Raw genomic sequence first — 17,754 nt, 5'->3', positions numbered from 1 at the left:
AACGATTCCGTACCCTTTGCCATTGGCATGCCGGTTGCGACGAAACCGGCCGCGACCTTAGCAAAGGGGAGGGTCCATGCCCGATAATACTTTCGATGCCGAGAGCCATGTGGATCATATGGCGGCGGCGCTGGGATTGGCCATCGACCCGGATTACCGGCCCGGTGTCGTCGCGAACATGGCCCGCACCGCTGAAATAGCCCGGCTGGTCACGGAGTTCCCGCTGCCCGACGGAGTCGAGCTGGCACCCGCCTTCCGGCCGGGGGAGGAGTCCCGATGATCGACCATGCCAGCGGCGCGCTGCAGATCGCCTCCGCGGTGAAGGGCGGAACGGTCAGCGCGGTCGAGGTCGCGCGCGCCGCCCTGTTCCGGATCGGGGCGCTGGACGCCCATCTCGGCGCCTTTACCGCGGTCACCGCGGAGCGCGCCCTCGGCGAGGCCGCCGCCGTCGATGCGCGGGTCCGGGCGGGAGGCGATCCCGGTCCGCTCGCCGGAGTCCCGTTCGCGGTCAAGAACCTGTTCGACATCAAGGGGCTGCCGACCCTGGCGGGTTCGAGGATCAATGCCGGCCATCCGCCGGCCGGGGCGGACGCCGACCTGATCCGGCGCCTGAACGACGCCGGGGCCGTGCTGGTCGGTGCCCTGAACATGGGCGAGTACGCCTACGACTTCACGGGGGAGAACAGCCATTACGGCCCGTCGCGCAACCCGCACGATCCCGCCCGCATGTCCGGCGGCTCGTCGGGCGGGTCGGGAACGGCGGTCGCGGCGGGTTTCGTGCCGCTGGCGCTAGGGTCCGACACCAACGGGTCGATCCGGGTGCCTTCCTCGTTCTGCGGGCTGTTCGGACTGAAGCCGACCTTCGGCCGGCTGAGCCGCCAGGGAACCTTTCCATTCTGCTTCAGCCTGGACCATCTGGGGCCGCTGGGGCGCTCTGCGGCCGACCTCGCGTCAGCCTACGACGCGATGCAGGAACCGCAAGCCGCCGCGCCGGTGTCACCGGTGCTGGGGCAGGGGGCGGAAGGGCTCCGGATCGCGGTCGCCGGCGACTACTTCGCCCGCGGCGCCGATCCGGCGGCGTTCGAGGCGGTGGCGAAGGTCGCGGAGGCCCTGGGCGCCAGGGAAACAGTCGTGGTGCCCGAGGCGGCGCGGGCGCGGGCGGCGGCCTATGTCATCACCACCGCCGAGGGCGGCAACCTGCACCTGGATCGGCTCCGGACCCAGGCGGCGGACTTCGATCCGGCGACCCGCGACCGGCTGCTGGCCGGCGCCATGGTGCCGGCGTCGTGGTATCTCCAGGCGCAGCGCTTCCGCCGCTGGTATCATGACCGGGTGATGGAGCTGTTCTCCCGCGTCGACGTGATCCTGGCCCCCGCTACGCCCTGCACGGCCCCGCCGATCGGGCAGCGGACCATGGTTCTGGACGGGGTGGAGATGCTGGTCCGGCCGAACATCGGCATCTTCACGCAGCCGCTGTCGCTGATCGGCCTGCCCGTCGTGGCGGTCCCGGTGCGGCGGCCCGGCGGGCTGCCGATCGGGGTCCAGGTGGTGGCGGCGCCGGGGCGCGAGGATCTGGCGCTTCGGGTCGCGGCGGACCTGGAAGCCAAAGGAGTCTGCAAGGCGCCGGTGGCGCGCGGCGAAACGAGCTGGGAAAGATGACGGCCATGGATATCAACGACCCCGGGACCCTGGCGGAGGTCACCGCCGCGTTCGAGCGGTACGAAACGGCGCTGGTGACCAACGACGTCGCCGTGCTGGACGAGCTGTTCTGGGACAGCCCCCGCACGCTGCGCTACGGCGTCGGGGAGAACCTGTACGGCTACGGCGCCATATCGGCGTTCCGCGCCGCCCGCCTGTCGGCCGGGCTGGCGCGTGACCTGTTCAACACGGTGATCACGACCTACGGGCGCGATTTCGCGACGGCCAACACCGAGTTCCGCCGCGAGGGCAACCCGCGCACCGGGCGCCAGAGCCAGACCTGGATGCGGACGTCCGAAGGCTGGCGGGTGGTCGCCGCCCATGTCAGCCTGATCGGCGGCTAGTGTTCCCGCACAGTGAGCTCGATGAGCAGGGACGGCAGGTCAATGCAGGTCGTCGTCGGGATCCACCACTTCGAGCGAGACCACGGCGGCGTTGATCAGTACCTTGCCGGCATGCTCGAAATTGACCGTGACCCGGTTGCCGATGGAGGACTGGATCTGGCCCAGTCCCCAGTCGGGCTGGGCGGGGTGGCGCACCAGGGCGCCGGGAACCATGGTCGGATCGCTCATGTCCGGTCCTGAGCCGTATCGGTTATCAAAAAGGATCTCTTCCAGCCGTAACCATTTCGTACCATGATAGACTGAACGGGCGACATCAGGAATCGCTCCAGCCTTCGATGGGATGAGATGAAGACCAACCTGGATATCCGCGTGGTCGAGCTGCTGTGCTCCCGCCTGTGCCATGAATTGGTGAGCCCCGTCGGCGCCATCAACAATGGGGTCGAACTGATCGAGGAGATGGGGGCCGACATGGCCGACGAGGCCATCGGCCTGATCGCGCACAGCGCGGACCAGGCGTCCCGCCGGCTCCAGCTTCTGCGTCTCGCCTATGGCGCCGCGGGCGAGACCTCCGGAATGGCTGATGTCGTCCAGGCGGCCGGGGGTTATTTTGCCGGGACCAAGTACAAGCTGGAGTGGCAGCCGGGACGCCTGGGGCAGGGGGCGCCGCTGCCGCAGGGGACCGGCAAGGTGCTTCTCAACCTTGTCATCCTGGGCGAGGAGGCGCTGGCCCATGGCGGCCGGATCGGCGTGGAGCCGGGTCCCGGCGGCGAGCCCGTCGTGATCGCCGCCGGCCGCTCCGCCGGGCTGCGGGCGGAGACTCTGCAGGCGCTGTCGGGCGATGCCGACATCGAGTCCCTGACCCCGCGTACGGTCCATGCGTACGCGACCGGACGCTTCGCCGAACATTACGGCATGCGCGTCTCCGGTGAGTTGGAGGGACCCGATCGCTTCGTTCTCAGGTTGAATATCTGACGAAGGCGGTCGGATCGCGCCGCTCTGCCGCGCGGGGTTCCCCGGCACGTTTCCCTTCTTTCTAGAATAGGCGTCTATTGCTACTCGCCGAGAGTGGTAGCAATGGCTTGCTTTGCCTATATCTCTTGAATTAGAACTATTTCGAAAACGCGAAAGTAAGGTACTCTTAATCAGTGTTTGGCAGGCTTGAATGGTCCCGGAGTGAACGCCTGCCGGCGTGGCGTCGTGCATTCTTGGGCCCGAATGGCAAAGCGGCAAGCCCAAAAACGGCGTGGGAAATATCGTCATGGATGATCTGCTCAGCGAATTTCTGACCGAGACGTCCGAGAACCTCTCGGTTCTCGACGTCGAGCTGGTCCGGCTCGAGCAAAACCCGAACAACCCCGAACTGCTCAGCAACATTTTCCGGCTGGTCCATACGATCAAGGGGACCTGCGGCTTCCTCGGCCTTCCCCGCCTGGAGCACGTGGCCCACGCTTCGGAAAACGTTCTCGGCAAGTTCCGCGACGGCGAGCTGTCGGTATCGCCCCAGGCGGTCTCGGCGATCCTCGAATCGCTGGACACCATCAAGCTCATCCTGTCGGTCCTGGAAGCGACCGAGGCCGAGCCGCCGGGTGACGACAGCGACCTGATCGCGCGCCTCAACGCGATCGCCGAAGGCCGCGACGTCCCCGCCGCAGCCGCCGCGCCGGCCCCGCCGCCCGCTCCGGAACCCGTCGCCGCGGCCCCCGAACCCCCGCCTCAGGCGGTGGCCGCGGCGCCCGCTCCCGCGGTGCCGGCGCCCCAGGTCCCCGCCGCCCCGGCCCGCGCGCCGGAACCGGAAGTGCCGGTCGCCGCCGCGAAGGAATTGGTCGTCCACGAGTCCGCTCCGGTGGCGGCCCCCGCCCCCGCCGCCCATGCGCCGAGCGGCGCCGGCTTCACCGCCGACGAGACGCGCGACGCCGGCAACAAGGAATCCGCGGTCGCGGCCCAGACCATCCGGGTCAACGTCGACCTGCTGGAAAACCTCATGACCATGGTCTCGGAACTGGTGCTGACCCGCAACCAGCTCCTCCAGATCCTGCGCAGCCAGAAGGACAGCGAGTTCGCCGCCCCGCTCCAGCGGCTCAACCACGTGACGTCCGAGCTGCAGGAAGGCGTCATGAAGACGCGCATGCAGCCGATCGGCAATGCCTGGGCCAAGCTGCCCCGCCTGGTGCGCGACCTGGCCCATGAACTGGGCAAGAAGATCGACCTGCAGATGCTGGGCGCCGACACCGAGCTGGACCGCCAGGTGCTGGAGCTGATCAAGGACCCGCTGACCCATATGGTGCGCAACTCCGCCGACCACGGGCTGGAGACGCCGGTCGAGCGGCTGCGCGCCGGCAAGAGCGAGACCGGCCGCGTCACCCTGAACGCCTACCACGAAGGCGGCCACATCATCATCGAGATCACGGACGACGGCCGTGGCCTCAACATCGACCGGATCAAGCAGAAGGCCGTCCAGAACGGCCTGGCGACCGAGGCAGAGCTGGCCGCCATGTCGGACAGCCAGATCCAGGCCTTCATCATGAAGCCGGGCTTCTCGACCGCCCAGAAGGTCACCAGCGTCTCCGGCCGCGGCGTCGGCATGGACGTGGTCAAGACCAACATCGAGAAGATCGGCGGCACGATCGAGATGAAGTCGACCTATGGCCGCGGGTCCTCCTTCATCATCAAGATCCCGCTGACCCTGGCGATCGTCTCGGCCCTGATCGTCGAGTGCGCGACCGAGCGGTTCGCGATCCCGCAGATCAGCGTGGTCGAACTGGTCCGCGCCGCCGCCGACAGCGAGCACACCATCGAGCGGATCAACGGCACGCCGGTCCTGCGCCTGCGCAACCGCCTGCTGCCGCTGGTGTCGCTGCAGCGCCTGCTGCGGCTGGACGGCCCGGCCCACGACGACACCGAGACCTTCATCGTCGTGACCCAGGTCGGCACCTACACCTTCGGCATCATCGTCGACCGGGTGTTCGACACCGAGGAAATCGTCGTCAAGCCGGTCGCCCCGATCCTGCGCCACATCGAGATGTTCTCGGGCAACACGATCCTGGGCGACGGCAGCGTGATCATGATCCTGGACCCGAACGGCATCGCCGCCGCCTCGTCCGGCGAGATGGCGGTCGGCGACGCCGCCGCGACCGATACCGCAGTGGCCCACGCCACCCGCCAGGACGACAAGATCGCCCTGCTGCTGTTCCGCGCCGGCGGCGTCAGCCCCAAGGCGGTCCCGCTCTCGCTGGTCGCCCGCCTGGAAGACGTCGACCTCAGCGCCGTGGAGCTCAGCAACGGCATGCCGGTGGTCCAGTACCGCGGCAAGCTGATGCCGCTGGTGCCGATCGACAGCGGCTGGGAGATGAAGCGCGAAGGCCGCCAGCCGGTGCTGGTGTTCGCCGACGGCGACCGCTCCATGGGCCTGATCGTGGACGAGATCGTCGACATCGTCGAGGACCGCCTGCAGGTCGAACTGGCCGCCGACCGGCCGGGCATGATGGGCAGCGCGATCATCGCGGGCAAGGCGACCGACCTGATCGACGCCGGCTTCTTCCTGACCCAGGCCTACAAGGACTGGTTCGGCTCCTCGGCCCGGGACGCCTATGAGGAGGAGAAGGCCCACAAGGTGCTGCTGGTCGACGACAGCCCGTTCTTCCGCAACCTGCTGACCCCGCTGCTGACGGTGGCGGGCTACCAGGTGACCACGGTGGAGAGCGCCGACGAGGCCCTGAACCTGTGCGAGGCGGGCGAGAACTTCGACGTCATCGTCAGCGACATCGAGATGCCCGGCATGAGCGGGTTCGAGTTCGCCCAGGCGATCCGCAAGGACACCCGCTGGAACACGACCCCCCTGGTGGCGCTCAGCAGCCACGCGTCGCCGCGCGACCTGGACCGCGGCCGTCAGGCCGGCTTCACCGACTATGTGGCGAAGTTCGACCGTGACGCCCTGCTGTTCACCCTGTCGCAGACCCTCTCCGAGACCAAAGGTGCCGCATGAGTGCCAACCTGCCGGCCAAGAAGACCAAGTACGACGACTTCTCGGTCAATGCGAACGAAGACTTCGTGACCATGATGATCGCGGACCAGCTGTTCGGGATCCCCGTGCTCCAGGTCCAGGACGTTCTCGGACACCAGCGCATCACCCGCATCCCGCTGGCGCCGCCCGAGGTCGCCGGTTCGCTGAACCTGCGCGGACGGATCGTCACGGCGATCGACGTCCGGCTGCGTCTCGGCCTGCCGGCCCGGCCCAAGGAAAAGCCGGGCATGAGCATCGTCGTCGACCTGCGCGGCGAGCTTTACAGCCTGATGGTGGACGGCGTCGGCGAGGTGCTGAGCCTGTCCTCCGACGATTTCGAACGCAACCCGTCGACGCTCGATGTCCGCTGGCGCGAACTGTCCACCGGCATCTATCGCCTGAACGGGACGCTGCTGGTGGTGCTGGACGTGTCCCGGCTGCTGAACTTCGCCAATCTGGAGGCGGTGTAGGCGGCCGGGACCGGGCGGTGTGCGGTTCGCCGATCCGTCCGCCGCCCCGGCCCCGCCCCACGCCCCGGAAACAAGCGCCATAGCCGAGGTCTCCCTAATGAAATCCTGTCTTGTCGTCGATGACAGCCGCGTTGTCCGCAAGGTGGCCCGGAAGATCCTTGAGGAACTGCATTTCACCTGCTCGGAGGCCGAGGACGGGCGCCAGGCGATGGAAGCCTGCGCCAGGGAGATGCCGAACGCGATCCTGCTGGACTGGAACATGCCGGTCATGACCGGCATCGAGTTCCTGCGGCGGCTGCGCAAGATGTCGGGCGGCGACGCCCCGAAGGTGGTGTTCTGCACGACCGAGAACGACTTGGCCCACATCCAGGAGGCGTTGAGCGCCGGGGCCAACGAATACATCATGAAGCCTTTCGACAGCGACATCATCCAGACCAAGTTCGCCCAGGTCGGCCTGATCTGAGGCCCGGAGGAGCATGAGCGATTTTCCGGGCAAACCCGCTGGTGCCGCAGCGGTCGCGGACGACCCCCATCGGGTGATGGTGGTCGACGACAGCGCCGTGATCCGCGGCCTGCTGTCCCGCGCTTTGGAGGGCGATCCCGAACTGCGGGTCGTCGCTTCGGTCGGCGACGGCCAGATGGCGATCAACGCCCTGACCCGCCAGAGCATCGATGTGATCGTCCTCGACATCGAGATGCCAGTGATGGACGGGCTGACCGCGATCCCCAAGCTGGTCGCGATCGATCCGGCGGTGAAGATCATCATGGCCTCCACGCTGACGCTGCGGGGGGCCGAGGTCAGCATGAAGGCCCTCCAGTCCGGGGCCGCCGACTACGTCACCAAGCCGTCCTCGACCCGCGAGCTGGGGGCGGCCGACAGCTTCAAGCGGGAGCTGGTCAGCAAGGTCAAGGCGCTGGCCGCCTCGGCCCGGCGCGCCGGGTCGCGCAACCGCCTGAGCCTGCGCAACGAGCGGCTGACGGCTCCCCTCGCCCCGCTGCCGCGGCCCCGGTCGATGGACCCCGCCGCCGTGGTGCTCCGGCCGATGCCGACGATCGTCCCGCCGCCGGACATCATCGCGATCGGCAGCTCGACCGGCGGGCCGCAGGCCCTGTTCGAGGTCCTGTCCCATCTGAAGGGCGGCATCCGCCAGCCGATCCTGATCACCCAGCACATGCCGGCCACCTTCACCACCATCCTGGCCGAGCACATCACCCGCCAGTGCGGCATCGCCTGCGCCGAGGCCAAGGACGGCGAGCCGCTGGTCGGCGGCCGCATCTACCTGGCGCCGGGTGACTTCCACATGACCCTGGCCACCCGGGGAACCGGGACGGTGCTGTCGGTCAACAAGGACCCGCCGGAGAATTTCTGCCGTCCGGCGGTCGACCCGATGATGCGCACCATCGCCAAGATCTACGGGCGCCGCGCCTTCGCCATCATCCTGACCGGAATGGGCCAGGACGGCATGCGCGGCTGCACCGAACTGGTGGCGGCGGGAGGCTTGGTGATCGCCCAGGACGAGCCGTCCAGCGTGGTCTGGGGCATGCCCGGCGCGGTATCCACGGCGGGCCTGTGCAGCGCCGTCCTGCCGTTGCGTGAAATTGGACCCTTTATCCGCAAGATTGCTTTGAGGACCGCAGCATGAAGGTCGAAGACTTCGACATGTTCAGCACCCTGCTGAAGCAGCGCTCGGGCCTCGTCCTGTCCCGCGACAAGGCCTACCTGCTCGAGTCGCGGCTTATGCCGGTCGCGCGCAAGTGGAACATGAAGGGCCTCGACGAGCTCGCCATAGCCATCCGCACCCGGCGCGAGGAAGCCCTGCTGCGTGACATCACGGAGGCGATGACGACCAACGAGTCGTCCTTCTACCGCGACCAGAAGCCGTTCGACCAGTTCCGCAACGTGGTCCTGCCGATGATGCTGGCCAACCGCGGCGGACGCCGCTCGATCCGGATCTGGTCGGCCGCGTGCTCCAGCGGGCAGGAGGCCTATTCCCTGGCGATGCTGCTGCTGGACGAGGGCGCCAGGCTGGACGGGTGGCGGTTCGAGATCGTCGGCACCGACCTGTCGTCGGAGATGGTCGAGAAGGCCAAGGCCGGCATCTACACCCAGTTCGAGGTCCAGCGCGGCCTGCCGATCACCCATCTGGTCAAGTACTTCAAGCAGATCGGCGACAAGTGGCAGCTCAACGACAAGATCCGGCAGATGGTCTCCTTCCGGGAGTACAACCTGCTGACCGACCTGACCCCGCTCGGCCAGTTCGACGTCGTGTTCTGCCGCAACGTGCTGATCTATTTCGACCAGCCGACCAAGGGCAAGGTGCTGGAAAGCATCGCCAAGCTGATGCCTGCCGACGGCGTGCTCTATCTGGGCGGCGCCGAGACTGTCCTGGGAATCACCGAGCGGTTCAAGCCCATGGACAACCAGCGCGGCCTCTATGTGATGAACCAGCCCGCCGGCGCGCAGACTGCACGGGCCGTGGCGGGCTGAAATACCTCTCTGCCTGTGGAAACGCCGGAACGGCGGGGTTCGTCACCCCGCCGCCTGCGCCTTTTGGGAAACCGCTTCTTCCTGCGGATCGCGCAGCACGTAGCCGCGGCCCCACACCGTCTCGATATAATTGTCGCCGCTGGTCGACTGGGCGAGCTTCTTGCGCAGCTTGCAGACGAAGACATCGATGATCTTCAGTTCCGGCTCGTCCATGCCGCCATAGAGATGGTTCAGGAACATCTCCTTGGTGAGCGTGGTGCCCTTGCGCAGGCTCAGCAGTTCCAGGATGCCGTATTCCTTGCCGGTCAGGTGAAGCGGCTGGCCGTCCACCTCGACGGTGCGGGTGTCCAGGTTGACCGTCAGGCGGCCGGTCCGGATCACGCTGTCCGAATGGCCCTTGCTGCGGCGGACGATGGCCTGGATGCGGGCGATCAGTTCGCGCTTGTCGAAGGGCTTGGTCAGGTAGTCGTCGGCGCCGACGCCCAGTCCCTTGATCTTGTGGTCCAGTTCCGACAGACCGGACAGGATCAGGATCGGCGTGGTGACCCGGGCGGACCGCAGCCGGCGCAGGACCTCGTAGCCGTCGATGTCCGGCAGCATCAGGTCCAGGATGATGATATCGTAGTCATACAGCTTTCCGATCTCCAGCCCATCCTCACCGAGATCGGTGGAATCGACGATGAAGCCCTCGGAATGCAGCATCAATTCAATACTCTTGGCGACCGAGGAGTCGTCTTCGACCAGCAGAACCCTCATGGCGACATCCCGACGTTGATGGGCAGGAACACAACCCTGCCGAACCAGATGATACACATATTAACAGACGATTCAGCTTAATGCTACCGTTAGCAAAGTTTACAGAAAGTTAATCATTCCTGCATATCTTCGCTTTCGCTGCATTTGCCGACGAATCGTTCGCCAACACGGTTAATACACGTATAGATATCTCACATCGTGCGCCTCCAGCAAAGCCACTTTATTAACGAAATTGAACGCATACCAGAGTATCGCTACTTTGGGCGTGTAACGGCCGTGCTGGGCTTACTTGTGGAAGTGGGCGGCGTCGAGCGGCTTCTGTCGATCGGCGGCCGCTGCACGATCGTAGCGCGGGCCGGGCGGCGGGTTCCCTGCGAGGTGGTCGGCTTCCGGCAGGGGCGCGCTCTCCTGATGCCCCTGGGCGGACTGGACGGGGTGGGGCTCGGCTGCAAGGCGGAAGTCACCGAAGGCGGGCCGGAAGTATTCCCCGACGAGAGCTGGCTCGGCCGCGTGGTCAACGCGCTGGGCGAGCCGATCGACGGCAAGGGTCCGCTGCTCAACGGCAAGGTCGGCATCCCGATCCGCAACAACCCGCCCCCGCCCATTCCCGCCGCCGCGTCGGCGAGAAGATCGACCTCGGCATCCGCGCCATGAACACCTTCCTGTCCTGCTGCCGCGGCCAGCGCATGGGCATCTTCGCCGGCTCCGGCGTCGGCAAGTCGGTGCTGATGTCGATGCTGGCGCGCTACATGTCGGTCGACGTCAACGTGATCGGCCTGATCGGCGAGCGCGGCCGCGAGGTGCAGGAATTCATCACCGAGGACCTGGGCGAGGACGGCATGGCGCGCAGCGTCGTCGTCGTCGCGACCTCGGACGAGGCGCCGCTGATGCGGCGGCAGTCGGCCTACATGACCATGTCGATCGCGGAGTATTTCCGCGACCGCGGCAAGAACGTGATGTGCATGATGGACAGCGTCACGCGCTTCGCCATGGCACAGCGGGAGATCGGACTGTCCGCCGGCGAGCCGCCGACCACCAAGGGCTATCCGCCGACCACCTTCGCCGAGCTGCCGCGCCTGCTGGAACGGGCCGGCCCCGGCGTTGGCGACGGCAACATCACCGGCCTTTTCACCGTGCTGGTCGACGGCGACGACCACAACGAGCCGATCGCCGACGCCGTGCGCGGCATCCTGGACGGCCATATCGTGATGGAGCGGGCGATCGGCGAGCGCGGCCGCTATCCCGCCATCAACATCCTGCGCAGCGTCTCGCGCACCATGCCCGGCTGCAACACCGACCGCGAGAACGCGCTGGTCGGACGGGCCCGGCGGTTGCTGTCGGCCTACAACGACATGGCGGAAATGATCCGGCTCGGCGCCTATCGCCGGGGCAGCGACCCGCTGGTGGACGAGGCGATCGAGTACAATCCGGCCATCGAGGCCTTCCTGAAACAAGGCAAGCGCGAGCGTACCGACATGGCGACGGGGTACGCCCAGCTTGCCGAGATCCTGGGTGAACCCTGGCCATGAGCAGCGGCCTGCACACACTGATCCGCCTTCACAAGTGGCGCCTCGACGAGAAGCGCCGGGCCCTGGCCGAACTCCAGACCCTGGCCGACAAGCTGGCCGACGACGCCGGGCGGCTGGAAGCGGAGATCGCGGCGGAGCAGGAGATCGCCCGCACCTCGCCGGAGGCCGGGTTCGGCTACGGCAACTTCGCCAAGCTGTCGATCGAGCGGCGCAAGCGCCTGGCGCAGTCCATCGCCCAGGTCGAGTCGCAGATCGCCGAAGCGACCGAGGAGATGGCGGAAGCCTTCCAGGAGCTGAAGCGCTACGAGCTGGCCCAGGAAGGCCGCGACAAGCGCGACCAAGCCAAGCGCAAGCAGCGCGAGAACGCCGCCCTGGACGAGGTCGCGCTGAGCGGCTTCATGCGCCGGCGCTGAGGCGCTTCCCTAGGCGCTGAAGCCGACGCTTCCGGCGCAGCCGGGCTGGACAGCGACCCATCCCTGGGTGCCCGCCTGGAAGGACACGCCCCCCGTCATCCCGAGCGACTCGACGGAGTCGTGGAAGATCCGGCCGATCTCCCGGCGCATGTCCGGGGGGAGGGGCAGGTGGGTCCGGAGGATCAGGTCGAAGCGCCGGGGGCGCACCAGCCCGTCCAGTTGCAGCTCGCCCAGCCGGCTGAGCGTCAGGTCGATCAGGAACCGATTGGCCCGGGCGGAGCCTCCGGCCGCGTCCTCACCGTCCTCGTCCACCTCGTCGGCGTCCGGGTGCCTGACATACAGGTTGATCCGGCTCAGTTCCGTGCCGTCGGAGAACGGGATCGAATAGGCACGCCAGTCGCCGGGCAGAGTCTCCGACGCCTGTTGCGCGAGCTGCTTGAAGTCCTCTCCCAGCTTCTCGACCAAGTCGCGGCGGCCGAGCGACTCCAGGGCCTGGGCGGCCGGTTCGCCCAGCCAGCTCCGGGCGTCGCCATTCTTCACGTGCCCCGCGAAGGCCAGGATCGTCGCGGCGAGGCGCGGGTTGACCTGGGGCAGGATCCCGTTGGCGAGGGTGCGGGCGCCGGCGGGATCGGTCCTGGCGAGGACCTCGAGCGCATCCTGGAGCGCCGGCCAGTCCCGTCCCCGAAGCGCGTCGAATGGCTGGTCGGCGGCGGGCGGAGGGGCGGGCAGGCTGACGGCGACCCGGGTCCCCGGCGGCAGCGATCCCGGCGGCAGCGGCGCGCGCGTGTTCAGCACCAGGACGCCATTGTCCGTGGTCAGGATCGGCTGCCCGGTGTTGGTCGTGCCCGCCACGGTCGCCGGCAGCGTCGCGGCGCTCCCCGGTGGAGGAGACTGTGGAGGAGATTGTAGAGGAGACTGTGGAGGAGCCGGCGTGGAGACCGGCTGGGGCTGGGCCGTTTGGGGCTGCGGCGGCAGTGCGACCACCCGGATCTCCACCGGCGTGCCCGCCTTCAGGAGCGGCATCGGGAGCGGCTGCGCCGAAGCCGTCGGCGGCGGGGCCGGAAGGGGAGCGGGGGAAGCCGGGGGAGCACCGGACGGGGCCGGGAGAGGCAAGGTCGTGGCAGATGGAGGAATGGTCTGCTGAGCCGGCCCCTGCTGGACGGGCCTTCCCGAGGCGGACGATTGCGGGGCCGGGCCGGGGGGTGTACCGGACGGCGGAGCCGGCGGCGGCATCTGTCGGGGTGGTGCCGGCGGCGCTGATGCGTCGGGTGCCCGAGGCGGATTCAGGGGGGCGGGCGCACCATGGGGCGGCGCGGCCGAGGTCGAAGGGACCGCGGCCAATGTGGCGGGTGCGGGAGGCGGCGGGGCGGACTGCGCCGGCTGGGGCTGTGCCTGGCCCGGTTGTGCAGGCGTCCGGGCCTGCGGCTGCGGCTGCGGCGGCGCCGGGACGGAGGCCGTGGGTGCCGCCGTTGCCGGTACGGGAGGCGGCGGGCTGGCGGAGACGACTGTCGCCGGAATCACCGCCCCCACCTTTACCTGTGGCGCGGGCGGCGGAACCGCGGCGGCGGCATTCGCCACGGAGGATGGTTGAGCGTTGCCGCGGCGGGCGGCGGGGGCGTCTTCGGGGGCGGTGCGGCGGCGGGCGCCGGCGCGGCCTGCGGCGAGAGCTGCGGCTGCGGCGGGAGCTGGGGCTGGGGCACCTGGGTGGCCGGCGGCCGAGCATGAAGACCAGGGCCTTGATGGGCGGTTTGCCGGGCGGGATCTGGAGCGACACCGGGCGGTCCGGCGGCAGCGGCAAGGGCGTCTTCAGGCTCAGGTCGCCCGCCTGGGTACGCACCTTGACGCTGCCGTCGGTCGCCTGCTCGACCACCGTCCCGGACAGCACGATGGTCCGTATCAGGTTCTTCAGTTTTTCCGGAAGCTTCTCCAGCGTTGCCTCGCCGGCCGGCTGGGGCGGTGGGGTCGTCACGGACGCCGCCGTTCCGGCTCCGGTGCCGGCCGCGCCCGGAGGGGCCGCGGCGACCGCGGGCGGCACCGTTCCGGTCATGGCCCGGTGAACAGCTTCGCCGCCAGGTTGCGCACGTCGGAGGCCGCGTCGGAACTGGGCGAGCGCATCAGCAGCGGCACCTGGTTGCGGATCGCGTCCCGGACCTTCTGGTCGCGGCGGATGATGCCGGCCATCGGCGGCGAGAACTTCAGGAAGTTCTGGCAGGCCTTCAGGATCGTGGCATAGGTCCGTTCGCCCTCGCGCACGCTGCTCGCCATGTTCACCACCACGCGCAGGTCGGCGTTCGGGTTGGCGGCATGGGTGACCTTGATGAAGGCATAGGCGTCCGTCAGCGAGGTCGGCTCGTCGGTCGTCACCACCAGCGTGATCCCGGCGGGGCCGGAAAGCTGGCGGACGGTGCGGTCCACGCCGGCGCCCAGGTCGATCACGACGGCGTCGTAGTTCCGCGCCACCTCCAGCAGGTCGGCGCGCAGCTCGTTCAGCCGCTGGACCGTCAGGTTGGCCAGGTTGCCGGAACCGGATCGTCCCGCGATGATGTCGAACCCGCCGTCCTCGAACCGCTCGGCGGCCGTCTGGAGCGACATGCGGCGCTCGACCACCGATCCCAGGTCGCGCTTGGGCATCAGCCCGAGCTGGATGTCCACGTTGGCCAGCCCCAGGTCGCCGTCGAACAGCAGCGCGCGCCGGCCCAGCTTGGTCAGCGCGTGGGTCAGGGTGATGGAGAACCAGGTCTTGCCGACGCCGCCCTTTCCGCTCGCCACGGCGACGACGTTGTGGCCACGCAGCGGGGTGATGTTGGCGGGGAAAACCGAGGATGCTTCGGTCATGAGAAAGTTCCCGTTTGCTTGGCGGATCGTGTCGCGTGCTGCACGCTGGAAGGTAGCAAGAGGCGTGCCAGGGAATCGGGATCGAGCGCGCTCAGGCCCTCGGCGACCTGCGGGGTGGCGCTGATGTCGGAAAAGCTCAGCCGCGCCTCGTAGGCTATGGCGAGCAGGCTGCCCAGCCGCCGTGTCATGTCGAGTCGGGTCAGCAGCAGACGGCGCGCTCCCAGTTCGCGGAAGGCAGATCCTACCTCGGCAGCTTCTGCCGCATCGCACCCGGCCGGCAAGACCAGCACCGGCTCCAGGTCGGCGGCGTTCAGCAGGTCCCCCAGGTCGTTCATGTCGTCGGGGTCGAACGGGTTGCGGCCGGCGCTGTCGATCAGCACCTGCTCGACTCCGCGCTGGACGCCGAGGGCGTCGGCCAGGGCGTCGGTGTCCTCGACCGCCAGCAGCTTCAGCTTCAGCAGCTTTGTGAAGGCGGCGAGCTGGTCGACGCCGCCGGCCCTCACCGTGTCGGTGGTGATGACGCCGACCTTGCGGCCCCCAGGGTCGCGCGGGCGGCGAGCTTGGCGACGGTCAGCGTCTTGCCGGCGCCCGGCGGCCCGATCAGCATGAAAGGGCGGGGGGCGCGGCCGTGGGGCAGCGGCTGGAAGGTGAAGATGCTGTCCAGGGCGCCGCTCAACGCTTCAACCGGATCGCCGGTGTCGTAGGTCGCGATGGTGTTGAGGAGTCGGTCGCAGATGCCGGCGGGGGTTCCGTGGCGGGTCAGCGTGTCGGAGATCAGGTCGACGATGTCGATTTCCGGCTCGCGCCGCCAGGAACGGCCGCCATGGCCGTAGGCCGGGGGCTCCTGCTCCGGCTCGTGGCTGGAAGGCGGCGGCAGCAGCGGCTGCTCCGCATCGTCGATCGCGGCGGTCAGGCGGACGCCGCCCTCCTCCTCCCGCGTGGCGACGATGATGGCATCGTCGCCCAGCGCGTCGCGGACGAGCCGCATCGCTTCAACCATGGTCGGAGCATGAAAGCTCTTCAGCCGCACCTACGTCACCTTTCAATGCCGGCTGGTTCGCGCCGGCCCTGCCTATCCCTGGTTCCGACCATCAGATCCGTCCAGATCAGATCTGCCCAAGGGTCCGGATCTTGGCCTTGGGATGGATCTCGTTCTGCGACATGACCGTCGTCGCCGGCCGGAACCGTTCGATGATCGACCGCACATAGGGCCGGACGCCGGGACTGGTGAGCAGCACCGGTGTCTCGCCCATCATGGCGTGACGTTCGAAAGTCTGACGCACATTGGTGATGAATTGCTGAAGGCGTGACGGTGCCATGGAAAGTTGCCGGTCGTCGCCGTCGCCGACGATCGATTCGGCGAAGGCCTGCTCCCATTCCGGGGACAGGGTGATCAGCGGGATGAAGCCGGCCTCGTTGCTGTTCGACTCCGAGATCTGGCGGGCCAGCCGGGTCCTCACGTGTTCGGTGATGGCGGTGATGTTGCGGGTGAAGCCGCACGCCTCCGAGACGCCTTCCAGGATGGTGGCGAGGTCGCGGATCGACACCCGCTCACCCAGCAGGTTCTGCAGCACGCGCTGCAGCCCGCCCATGGTGATCTGGGCCGGGATGACGTCCGCCACCAGCTTCTGGCTTTCGCGCCCGATCTCGTCCAGAAGCTTCTGGGTCTCGGCATAGGACAGCAGGTCGGGCATGTTGTCCTTGATCACCTCGGTCAGGTGCGTGGTGATGACCGTGCAGGCGTCGACCACGGTCAGGCCCTTGAACAGCGCCTCCTCGCGGTAGTTCTGCTCGATCCACATGGCGGGCAGGCCGAAGGTCGGCTCGACCGTCGGCTCCCCGGGCAGGGAGATCGCCTCGCCGCGCGGGTCCATGACCAGCAGCATGTTCGGGCGGATGTCGCCGCGACCCGATTCTATCTCCTTGATCCGCACCACGTAGGTGTTGGGCGGCAGTTGCAGATTGTCCTGGATCCGGACGGACGGCAGCACGAATCCCACCTCCGCCGCGAGCTGGCGGCGCAGGCCCTTGATCTGGTCGGTCAGGCGGAAGCCCTCGTTCGCCGTGTTGATCAGCGTCAGCAGGGCGTAGCCCAGCTCCAGCCGGACCGAGTCGATGGACAGCGCTGTCGAGATCGGCTCGTCGGCGACCGGAGCGGGGGCCACCTGCTCCATCGCCTCCTCGGCCAGTTCCTTGGACCTCTTCTCCCGCATCTTCGGCAGGTACCAGGCCGCGGCGCCGGTGGCGCCGGCCAGCGCCATGAAGGGGACGAAGGGCATGCCCGGCAACATGCCGAGCATCAGCAGCATGGCGGACGACAGCCCCAGCGCCATGGGGTAGTTGCTGAGCTGGCCGAACAGCGCCTTGTCGGCCGACCCCGTGACGCCCGCCTTGGACACCAGCAGGCCGGCCGCGACCGAGATGATCAGCGCCGGGATCTGCGACACCAGGCCGTCGCCGATGGTCAGCCGGGTATAGGTGTCGGCCGCCTCCATGAACGGCATGTCGTTCTGGGCGATGCCGATGATCATGCCGGCGATCACGTTGATGAAGGTGATCATCAGGCCGGCGGTGGCGTCGCCGCGCACGAACTTGGACGCGCCGTCCATCGAGCCGAAGAACGCGCTTTCGTCCTCAAGCTCCTTGCGGCGCTTGCGGGCTTCCGGCTCGTCGATCATGCCGGCGGACAGGTCGGCGTCGATCGCCATCTGCTTGCCGGGCATCGCGTCCAGGGTGAAGCGGGCCGCCACCTCGGCGATGCGGCCCGAACCCTTGGTGATGACGACGAAGTTGACGATCGTCAGGATCGCGAAGACGATCACGCCGATCACGAAGTTGCCGCCCATGACGAAGCCGGCGAAGGCTTCGATCACGGCGCCGGCGGCGTCGGGCCCCTCGTGGCCGTGGGACAGGATCAGGCGCGTCGATGCCAGGTTCAGCGCCAGGCGCAGCAGGGTGGTGATCAGCAGGATGGTCGGGAACGAGCTGATCTCCAGCGGTTTCTGGATGAACAGCACGGTCATCAGGATCAGCACCGACATGGTCATGGACAGGGCCAGGAACATGTCGAGCAGGAACGACGGCATCGGCAGGATCATGACCACCAGGATCATGACCAAGCCGACCGCGAGCGCGATGTCGCCGCGCAGGATCATGGATTTGGCGGTCTGGAACAGGTCGCCCGCGTTGAAGCCGCCGCCGGTGGTCTGGTCGGTCATGGC

Annotated in this window: 19 protein-coding genes and 1 pseudogene; 13 read left to right on the top strand and 7 right to left on the bottom strand. The window is 68.1% G+C overall.

The genetic code is table 11. The features are described 5' to 3' along the window. Positions 1-76 precede the first annotated feature (76 nt). From DPR14_RS22795 to hpxZ, 3 genes are read left to right on the top strand one after another with little or no spacing between them, the layout of a single operon-like run. Entirely contained in the window at positions 77-280 is a 204-nt protein-coding gene (locus DPR14_RS22795; RefSeq protein WP_158047191.1) for a DUF4089 domain-containing protein, read from the top strand. Further along, positions 277-1,659 carry an AtzE family amidohydrolase gene (locus DPR14_RS22790; protein ID WP_158047190.1) on the top strand — a complete coding sequence of 461 codons (1,383 nt, stop codon included), beginning with the start codon at positions 277-279 and terminating at the stop codon, positions 1,657-1,659. Before DPR14_RS22795 ends, DPR14_RS22790 begins: the two co-directional genes overlap by 4 nt. Before the next feature lie 5 nt (positions 1,660-1,664). Beyond that, positions 1,665-2,042, top strand: a complete 378-nt coding sequence (hpxZ, locus tag DPR14_RS22785) for an oxalurate catabolism protein HpxZ (protein ID WP_158047189.1) — start codon at positions 1,665-1,667, stop codon at positions 2,040-2,042. 39 nt (positions 2,043-2,081) lie between these two features. Here hpxZ and DPR14_RS22780 read toward each other — a convergent pair whose 3' ends face one another. Further along, positions 2,082-2,270, bottom strand: coding sequence for a DUF3553 domain-containing protein (locus tag DPR14_RS22780; RefSeq protein ID WP_158047188.1), 189 nt, complete (start codon positions 2,268-2,270; stop codon positions 2,082-2,084). A gap of 117 nt (positions 2,271-2,387) precedes the next feature. On the opposite strand from DPR14_RS22780, the gene DPR14_RS22775 reads away from it, so the two are divergent. The 6 genes from DPR14_RS22775 to DPR14_RS22750 all read left to right on the top strand — a co-directional run bounded on the left by DPR14_RS22775 (position 2,388) and on the right by DPR14_RS22750 (position 9,000). Further along, positions 2,388-3,014, top strand: a complete 627-nt coding sequence (locus tag DPR14_RS22775; RefSeq protein ID WP_158047187.1) for a histidine phosphotransferase family protein — start codon at positions 2,388-2,390, stop codon at positions 3,012-3,014. Positions 3,015-3,300: 286 nt separating this feature from the next. Next, entirely contained in the window at positions 3,301-6,024 is a 2,724-nt protein-coding gene (locus DPR14_RS22770) for a hybrid sensor histidine kinase/response regulator (protein WP_158047186.1), read from the top strand. Continuing rightward, positions 6,021-6,512, top strand: a complete 492-nt coding sequence (locus DPR14_RS22765) for a chemotaxis protein CheW (protein WP_158047185.1) — start codon at positions 6,021-6,023, stop codon at positions 6,510-6,512. Before DPR14_RS22770 ends, DPR14_RS22765 begins: the two co-directional genes overlap by 4 nt. A gap of 97 nt (positions 6,513-6,609) precedes the next feature. Further along, positions 6,610-6,975, top strand: coding sequence for a response regulator (locus tag DPR14_RS22760; RefSeq protein ID WP_158047184.1), 366 nt, complete (start codon positions 6,610-6,612; stop codon positions 6,973-6,975). A 13-nt stretch (positions 6,976-6,988) separates the two neighbouring features. Further along, a complete protein-coding gene (locus tag DPR14_RS22755; protein ID WP_246148504.1) occupies positions 6,989-8,155 on the top strand; it encodes a protein-glutamate methylesterase/protein-glutamine glutaminase in 1,167 nt (388 codons plus the stop codon). Next, on the top strand, positions 8,152-9,000 hold the full coding sequence (locus tag DPR14_RS22750; RefSeq protein WP_158047183.1) for a CheR family methyltransferase: 849 nt from the start codon (positions 8,152-8,154) through the stop codon (positions 8,998-9,000). The genes DPR14_RS22755 and DPR14_RS22750 overlap by 4 nt, the downstream gene beginning before the upstream one ends. Positions 9,001-9,042: 42 nt before the next feature. Here the strand turns inward: DPR14_RS22750 and ctrA are convergent, their stop codons facing one another. Continuing rightward, positions 9,043-9,756, bottom strand: coding sequence for a response regulator transcription factor CtrA (gene ctrA, locus DPR14_RS22745; RefSeq protein ID WP_158047182.1), 714 nt, complete (start codon positions 9,754-9,756; stop codon positions 9,043-9,045). A gap of 198 nt (positions 9,757-9,954) precedes the next feature. On the opposite strand from ctrA, the pseudogene fliI reads away from it, so the two are divergent. Next, positions 9,955-11,285 (top strand): annotated as a pseudogene (fliI, locus tag DPR14_RS22740) (flagellar protein export ATPase FliI). After that, positions 11,282-11,698 carry a flagellar FliJ family protein gene (locus DPR14_RS22735; RefSeq protein WP_158047181.1) on the top strand — a complete coding sequence of 139 codons (417 nt, stop codon included), beginning with the start codon at positions 11,282-11,284 and terminating at the stop codon, positions 11,696-11,698. The pseudogene fliI and the gene DPR14_RS22735 overlap by 4 nt, the downstream one beginning before the upstream one ends. A gap of 9 nt (positions 11,699-11,707) precedes the next feature. On the opposite strand, the gene DPR14_RS22730 is transcribed toward DPR14_RS22735, so the two are convergent. Beyond that, the gene (locus DPR14_RS22730; RefSeq protein ID WP_158047180.1) at positions 11,708-12,721 is read right to left on the bottom strand and encodes a hypothetical protein; all 1,014 of its coding nucleotides are present in this window, start codon (positions 12,719-12,721) and stop codon (positions 11,708-11,710) included. Positions 12,722-13,285: 564 nt separating this feature from the next. On the opposite strand from DPR14_RS22730, the gene DPR14_RS27560 reads away from it, so the two are divergent. Beyond that, positions 13,286-13,423, top strand: coding sequence for a hypothetical protein (locus DPR14_RS27560; RefSeq protein ID WP_192499117.1), 138 nt, complete (start codon positions 13,286-13,288; stop codon positions 13,421-13,423). Further along, a complete protein-coding gene (locus DPR14_RS22725; protein WP_158047179.1) occupies positions 13,420-13,755 on the top strand; it encodes a hypothetical protein in 336 nt (111 codons plus the stop codon). The genes DPR14_RS27560 and DPR14_RS22725 overlap by 4 nt, the downstream gene beginning before the upstream one ends. Here DPR14_RS22725 and DPR14_RS22720 read toward each other — a convergent pair. From DPR14_RS22720 to flhA, 4 genes are all read right to left on the bottom strand, one after another. After that, positions 13,742-14,533, bottom strand: coding sequence for a MinD/ParA family protein (locus DPR14_RS22720; protein WP_158047178.1), 792 nt, complete (start codon positions 14,531-14,533; stop codon positions 13,742-13,744). The two genes, DPR14_RS22725 and DPR14_RS22720, sit on opposite strands and share 14 nt — an antisense overlap. Next, on the bottom strand, positions 14,530-15,036 hold the full coding sequence (locus tag DPR14_RS28450; RefSeq protein ID WP_246148502.1) for a P-loop NTPase family protein: 507 nt from the start codon (positions 15,034-15,036) through the stop codon (positions 14,530-14,532). Before DPR14_RS28450 ends, DPR14_RS22720 begins: the two co-directional genes overlap by 4 nt. Further along, a complete protein-coding gene (locus tag DPR14_RS28445) occupies positions 15,033-15,533 on the bottom strand; it encodes a hypothetical protein (protein ID WP_246148500.1) in 501 nt (166 codons plus the stop codon). Before DPR14_RS28445 ends, DPR14_RS28450 begins: the two co-directional genes overlap by 4 nt. 106 nt (positions 15,534-15,639) lie before the next feature. Beyond that, positions 15,640-17,751, bottom strand: a complete 2,112-nt coding sequence (gene flhA / locus DPR14_RS22710; protein WP_158047177.1) for a flagellar biosynthesis protein FlhA — start codon at positions 17,749-17,751, stop codon at positions 15,640-15,642. Positions 17,752-17,754: the final 3 nt, after the last annotated feature.

It is taken from the genome of Skermanella pratensis (genome assembly GCF_008843145.1).
Taxonomy (GTDB): Bacteria; Pseudomonadota; Alphaproteobacteria; order Azospirillales; family Azospirillaceae; genus Skermanella; species Skermanella pratensis.
The sequence above is the reverse complement of the archived record's forward strand: the minus strand, read 5'-3'. Positions and strand labels throughout refer to the sequence as shown.

What these genes read in the sequence shown, in the direction of transcription:
- DPR14_RS22795 (WP_158047191.1), top strand. Translation starts at nt 77, where the DNA reads ATGCCCGATAATACTTTCGATGCCGAGAGCCATGTGGATCATATGGCG.
- DPR14_RS22790 (WP_158047190.1), top strand. Translation starts at nt 277, where the DNA reads ATGATCGACCATGCCAGCGGCGCGCTGCAGATCGCCTCCGCGGTGAAG.
- hpxZ (WP_158047189.1), top strand. Translation starts at nt 1,665, where the DNA reads ATGGATATCAACGACCCCGGGACCCTGGCGGAGGTCACCGCCGCGTTC.
- DPR14_RS22780 (WP_158047188.1), bottom strand. Translation starts at nt 2,270, where the DNA reads ATGAGCGATCCGACCATGGTTCCCGGCGCCCTGGTGCGCCACCCCGCC.
- DPR14_RS22775 (WP_158047187.1), top strand. Translation starts at nt 2,388, where the DNA reads ATGAAGACCAACCTGGATATCCGCGTGGTCGAGCTGCTGTGCTCCCGC.
- DPR14_RS22770 (WP_158047186.1), top strand. Translation starts at nt 3,301, where the DNA reads ATGGATGATCTGCTCAGCGAATTTCTGACCGAGACGTCCGAGAACCTC.
- DPR14_RS22765 (WP_158047185.1), top strand. Translation starts at nt 6,021, where the DNA reads ATGAGTGCCAACCTGCCGGCCAAGAAGACCAAGTACGACGACTTCTCG.
- DPR14_RS22760 (WP_158047184.1), top strand. Translation starts at nt 6,610, where the DNA reads ATGAAATCCTGTCTTGTCGTCGATGACAGCCGCGTTGTCCGCAAGGTG.
- DPR14_RS22755 (WP_246148504.1), top strand. Translation starts at nt 6,989, where the DNA reads ATGAGCGATTTTCCGGGCAAACCCGCTGGTGCCGCAGCGGTCGCGGAC.
- DPR14_RS22750 (WP_158047183.1), top strand. Translation starts at nt 8,152, where the DNA reads ATGAAGGTCGAAGACTTCGACATGTTCAGCACCCTGCTGAAGCAGCGC.
- ctrA (WP_158047182.1), bottom strand. Translation starts at nt 9,756, where the DNA reads ATGAGGGTTCTGCTGGTCGAAGACGACTCCTCGGTCGCCAAGAGTATT.
- DPR14_RS22735 (WP_158047181.1), top strand. Translation starts at nt 11,282, where the DNA reads ATGAGCAGCGGCCTGCACACACTGATCCGCCTTCACAAGTGGCGCCTC.
- DPR14_RS22730 (WP_158047180.1), bottom strand. Translation starts at nt 12,721, where the DNA reads ATGCCGCTCCTGAAGGCGGGCACGCCGGTGGAGATCCGGGTGGTCGCA.
- DPR14_RS22725 (WP_158047179.1), top strand. Translation starts at nt 13,420, where the DNA reads ATGAAGACCAGGGCCTTGATGGGCGGTTTGCCGGGCGGGATCTGGAGC.
- DPR14_RS22720 (WP_158047178.1), bottom strand. Translation starts at nt 14,533, where the DNA reads ATGACCGAAGCATCCTCGGTTTTCCCCGCCAACATCACCCCGCTGCGT.
- DPR14_RS28445 (WP_246148500.1), bottom strand. Translation starts at nt 15,533, where the DNA reads ATGGTTGAAGCGATGCGGCTCGTCCGCGACGCGCTGGGCGACGATGCC.
- flhA (WP_158047177.1), bottom strand. Translation starts at nt 17,751, where the DNA reads ATGACCGACCAGACCACCGGCGGCGGCTTCAACGCGGGCGACCTGTTC.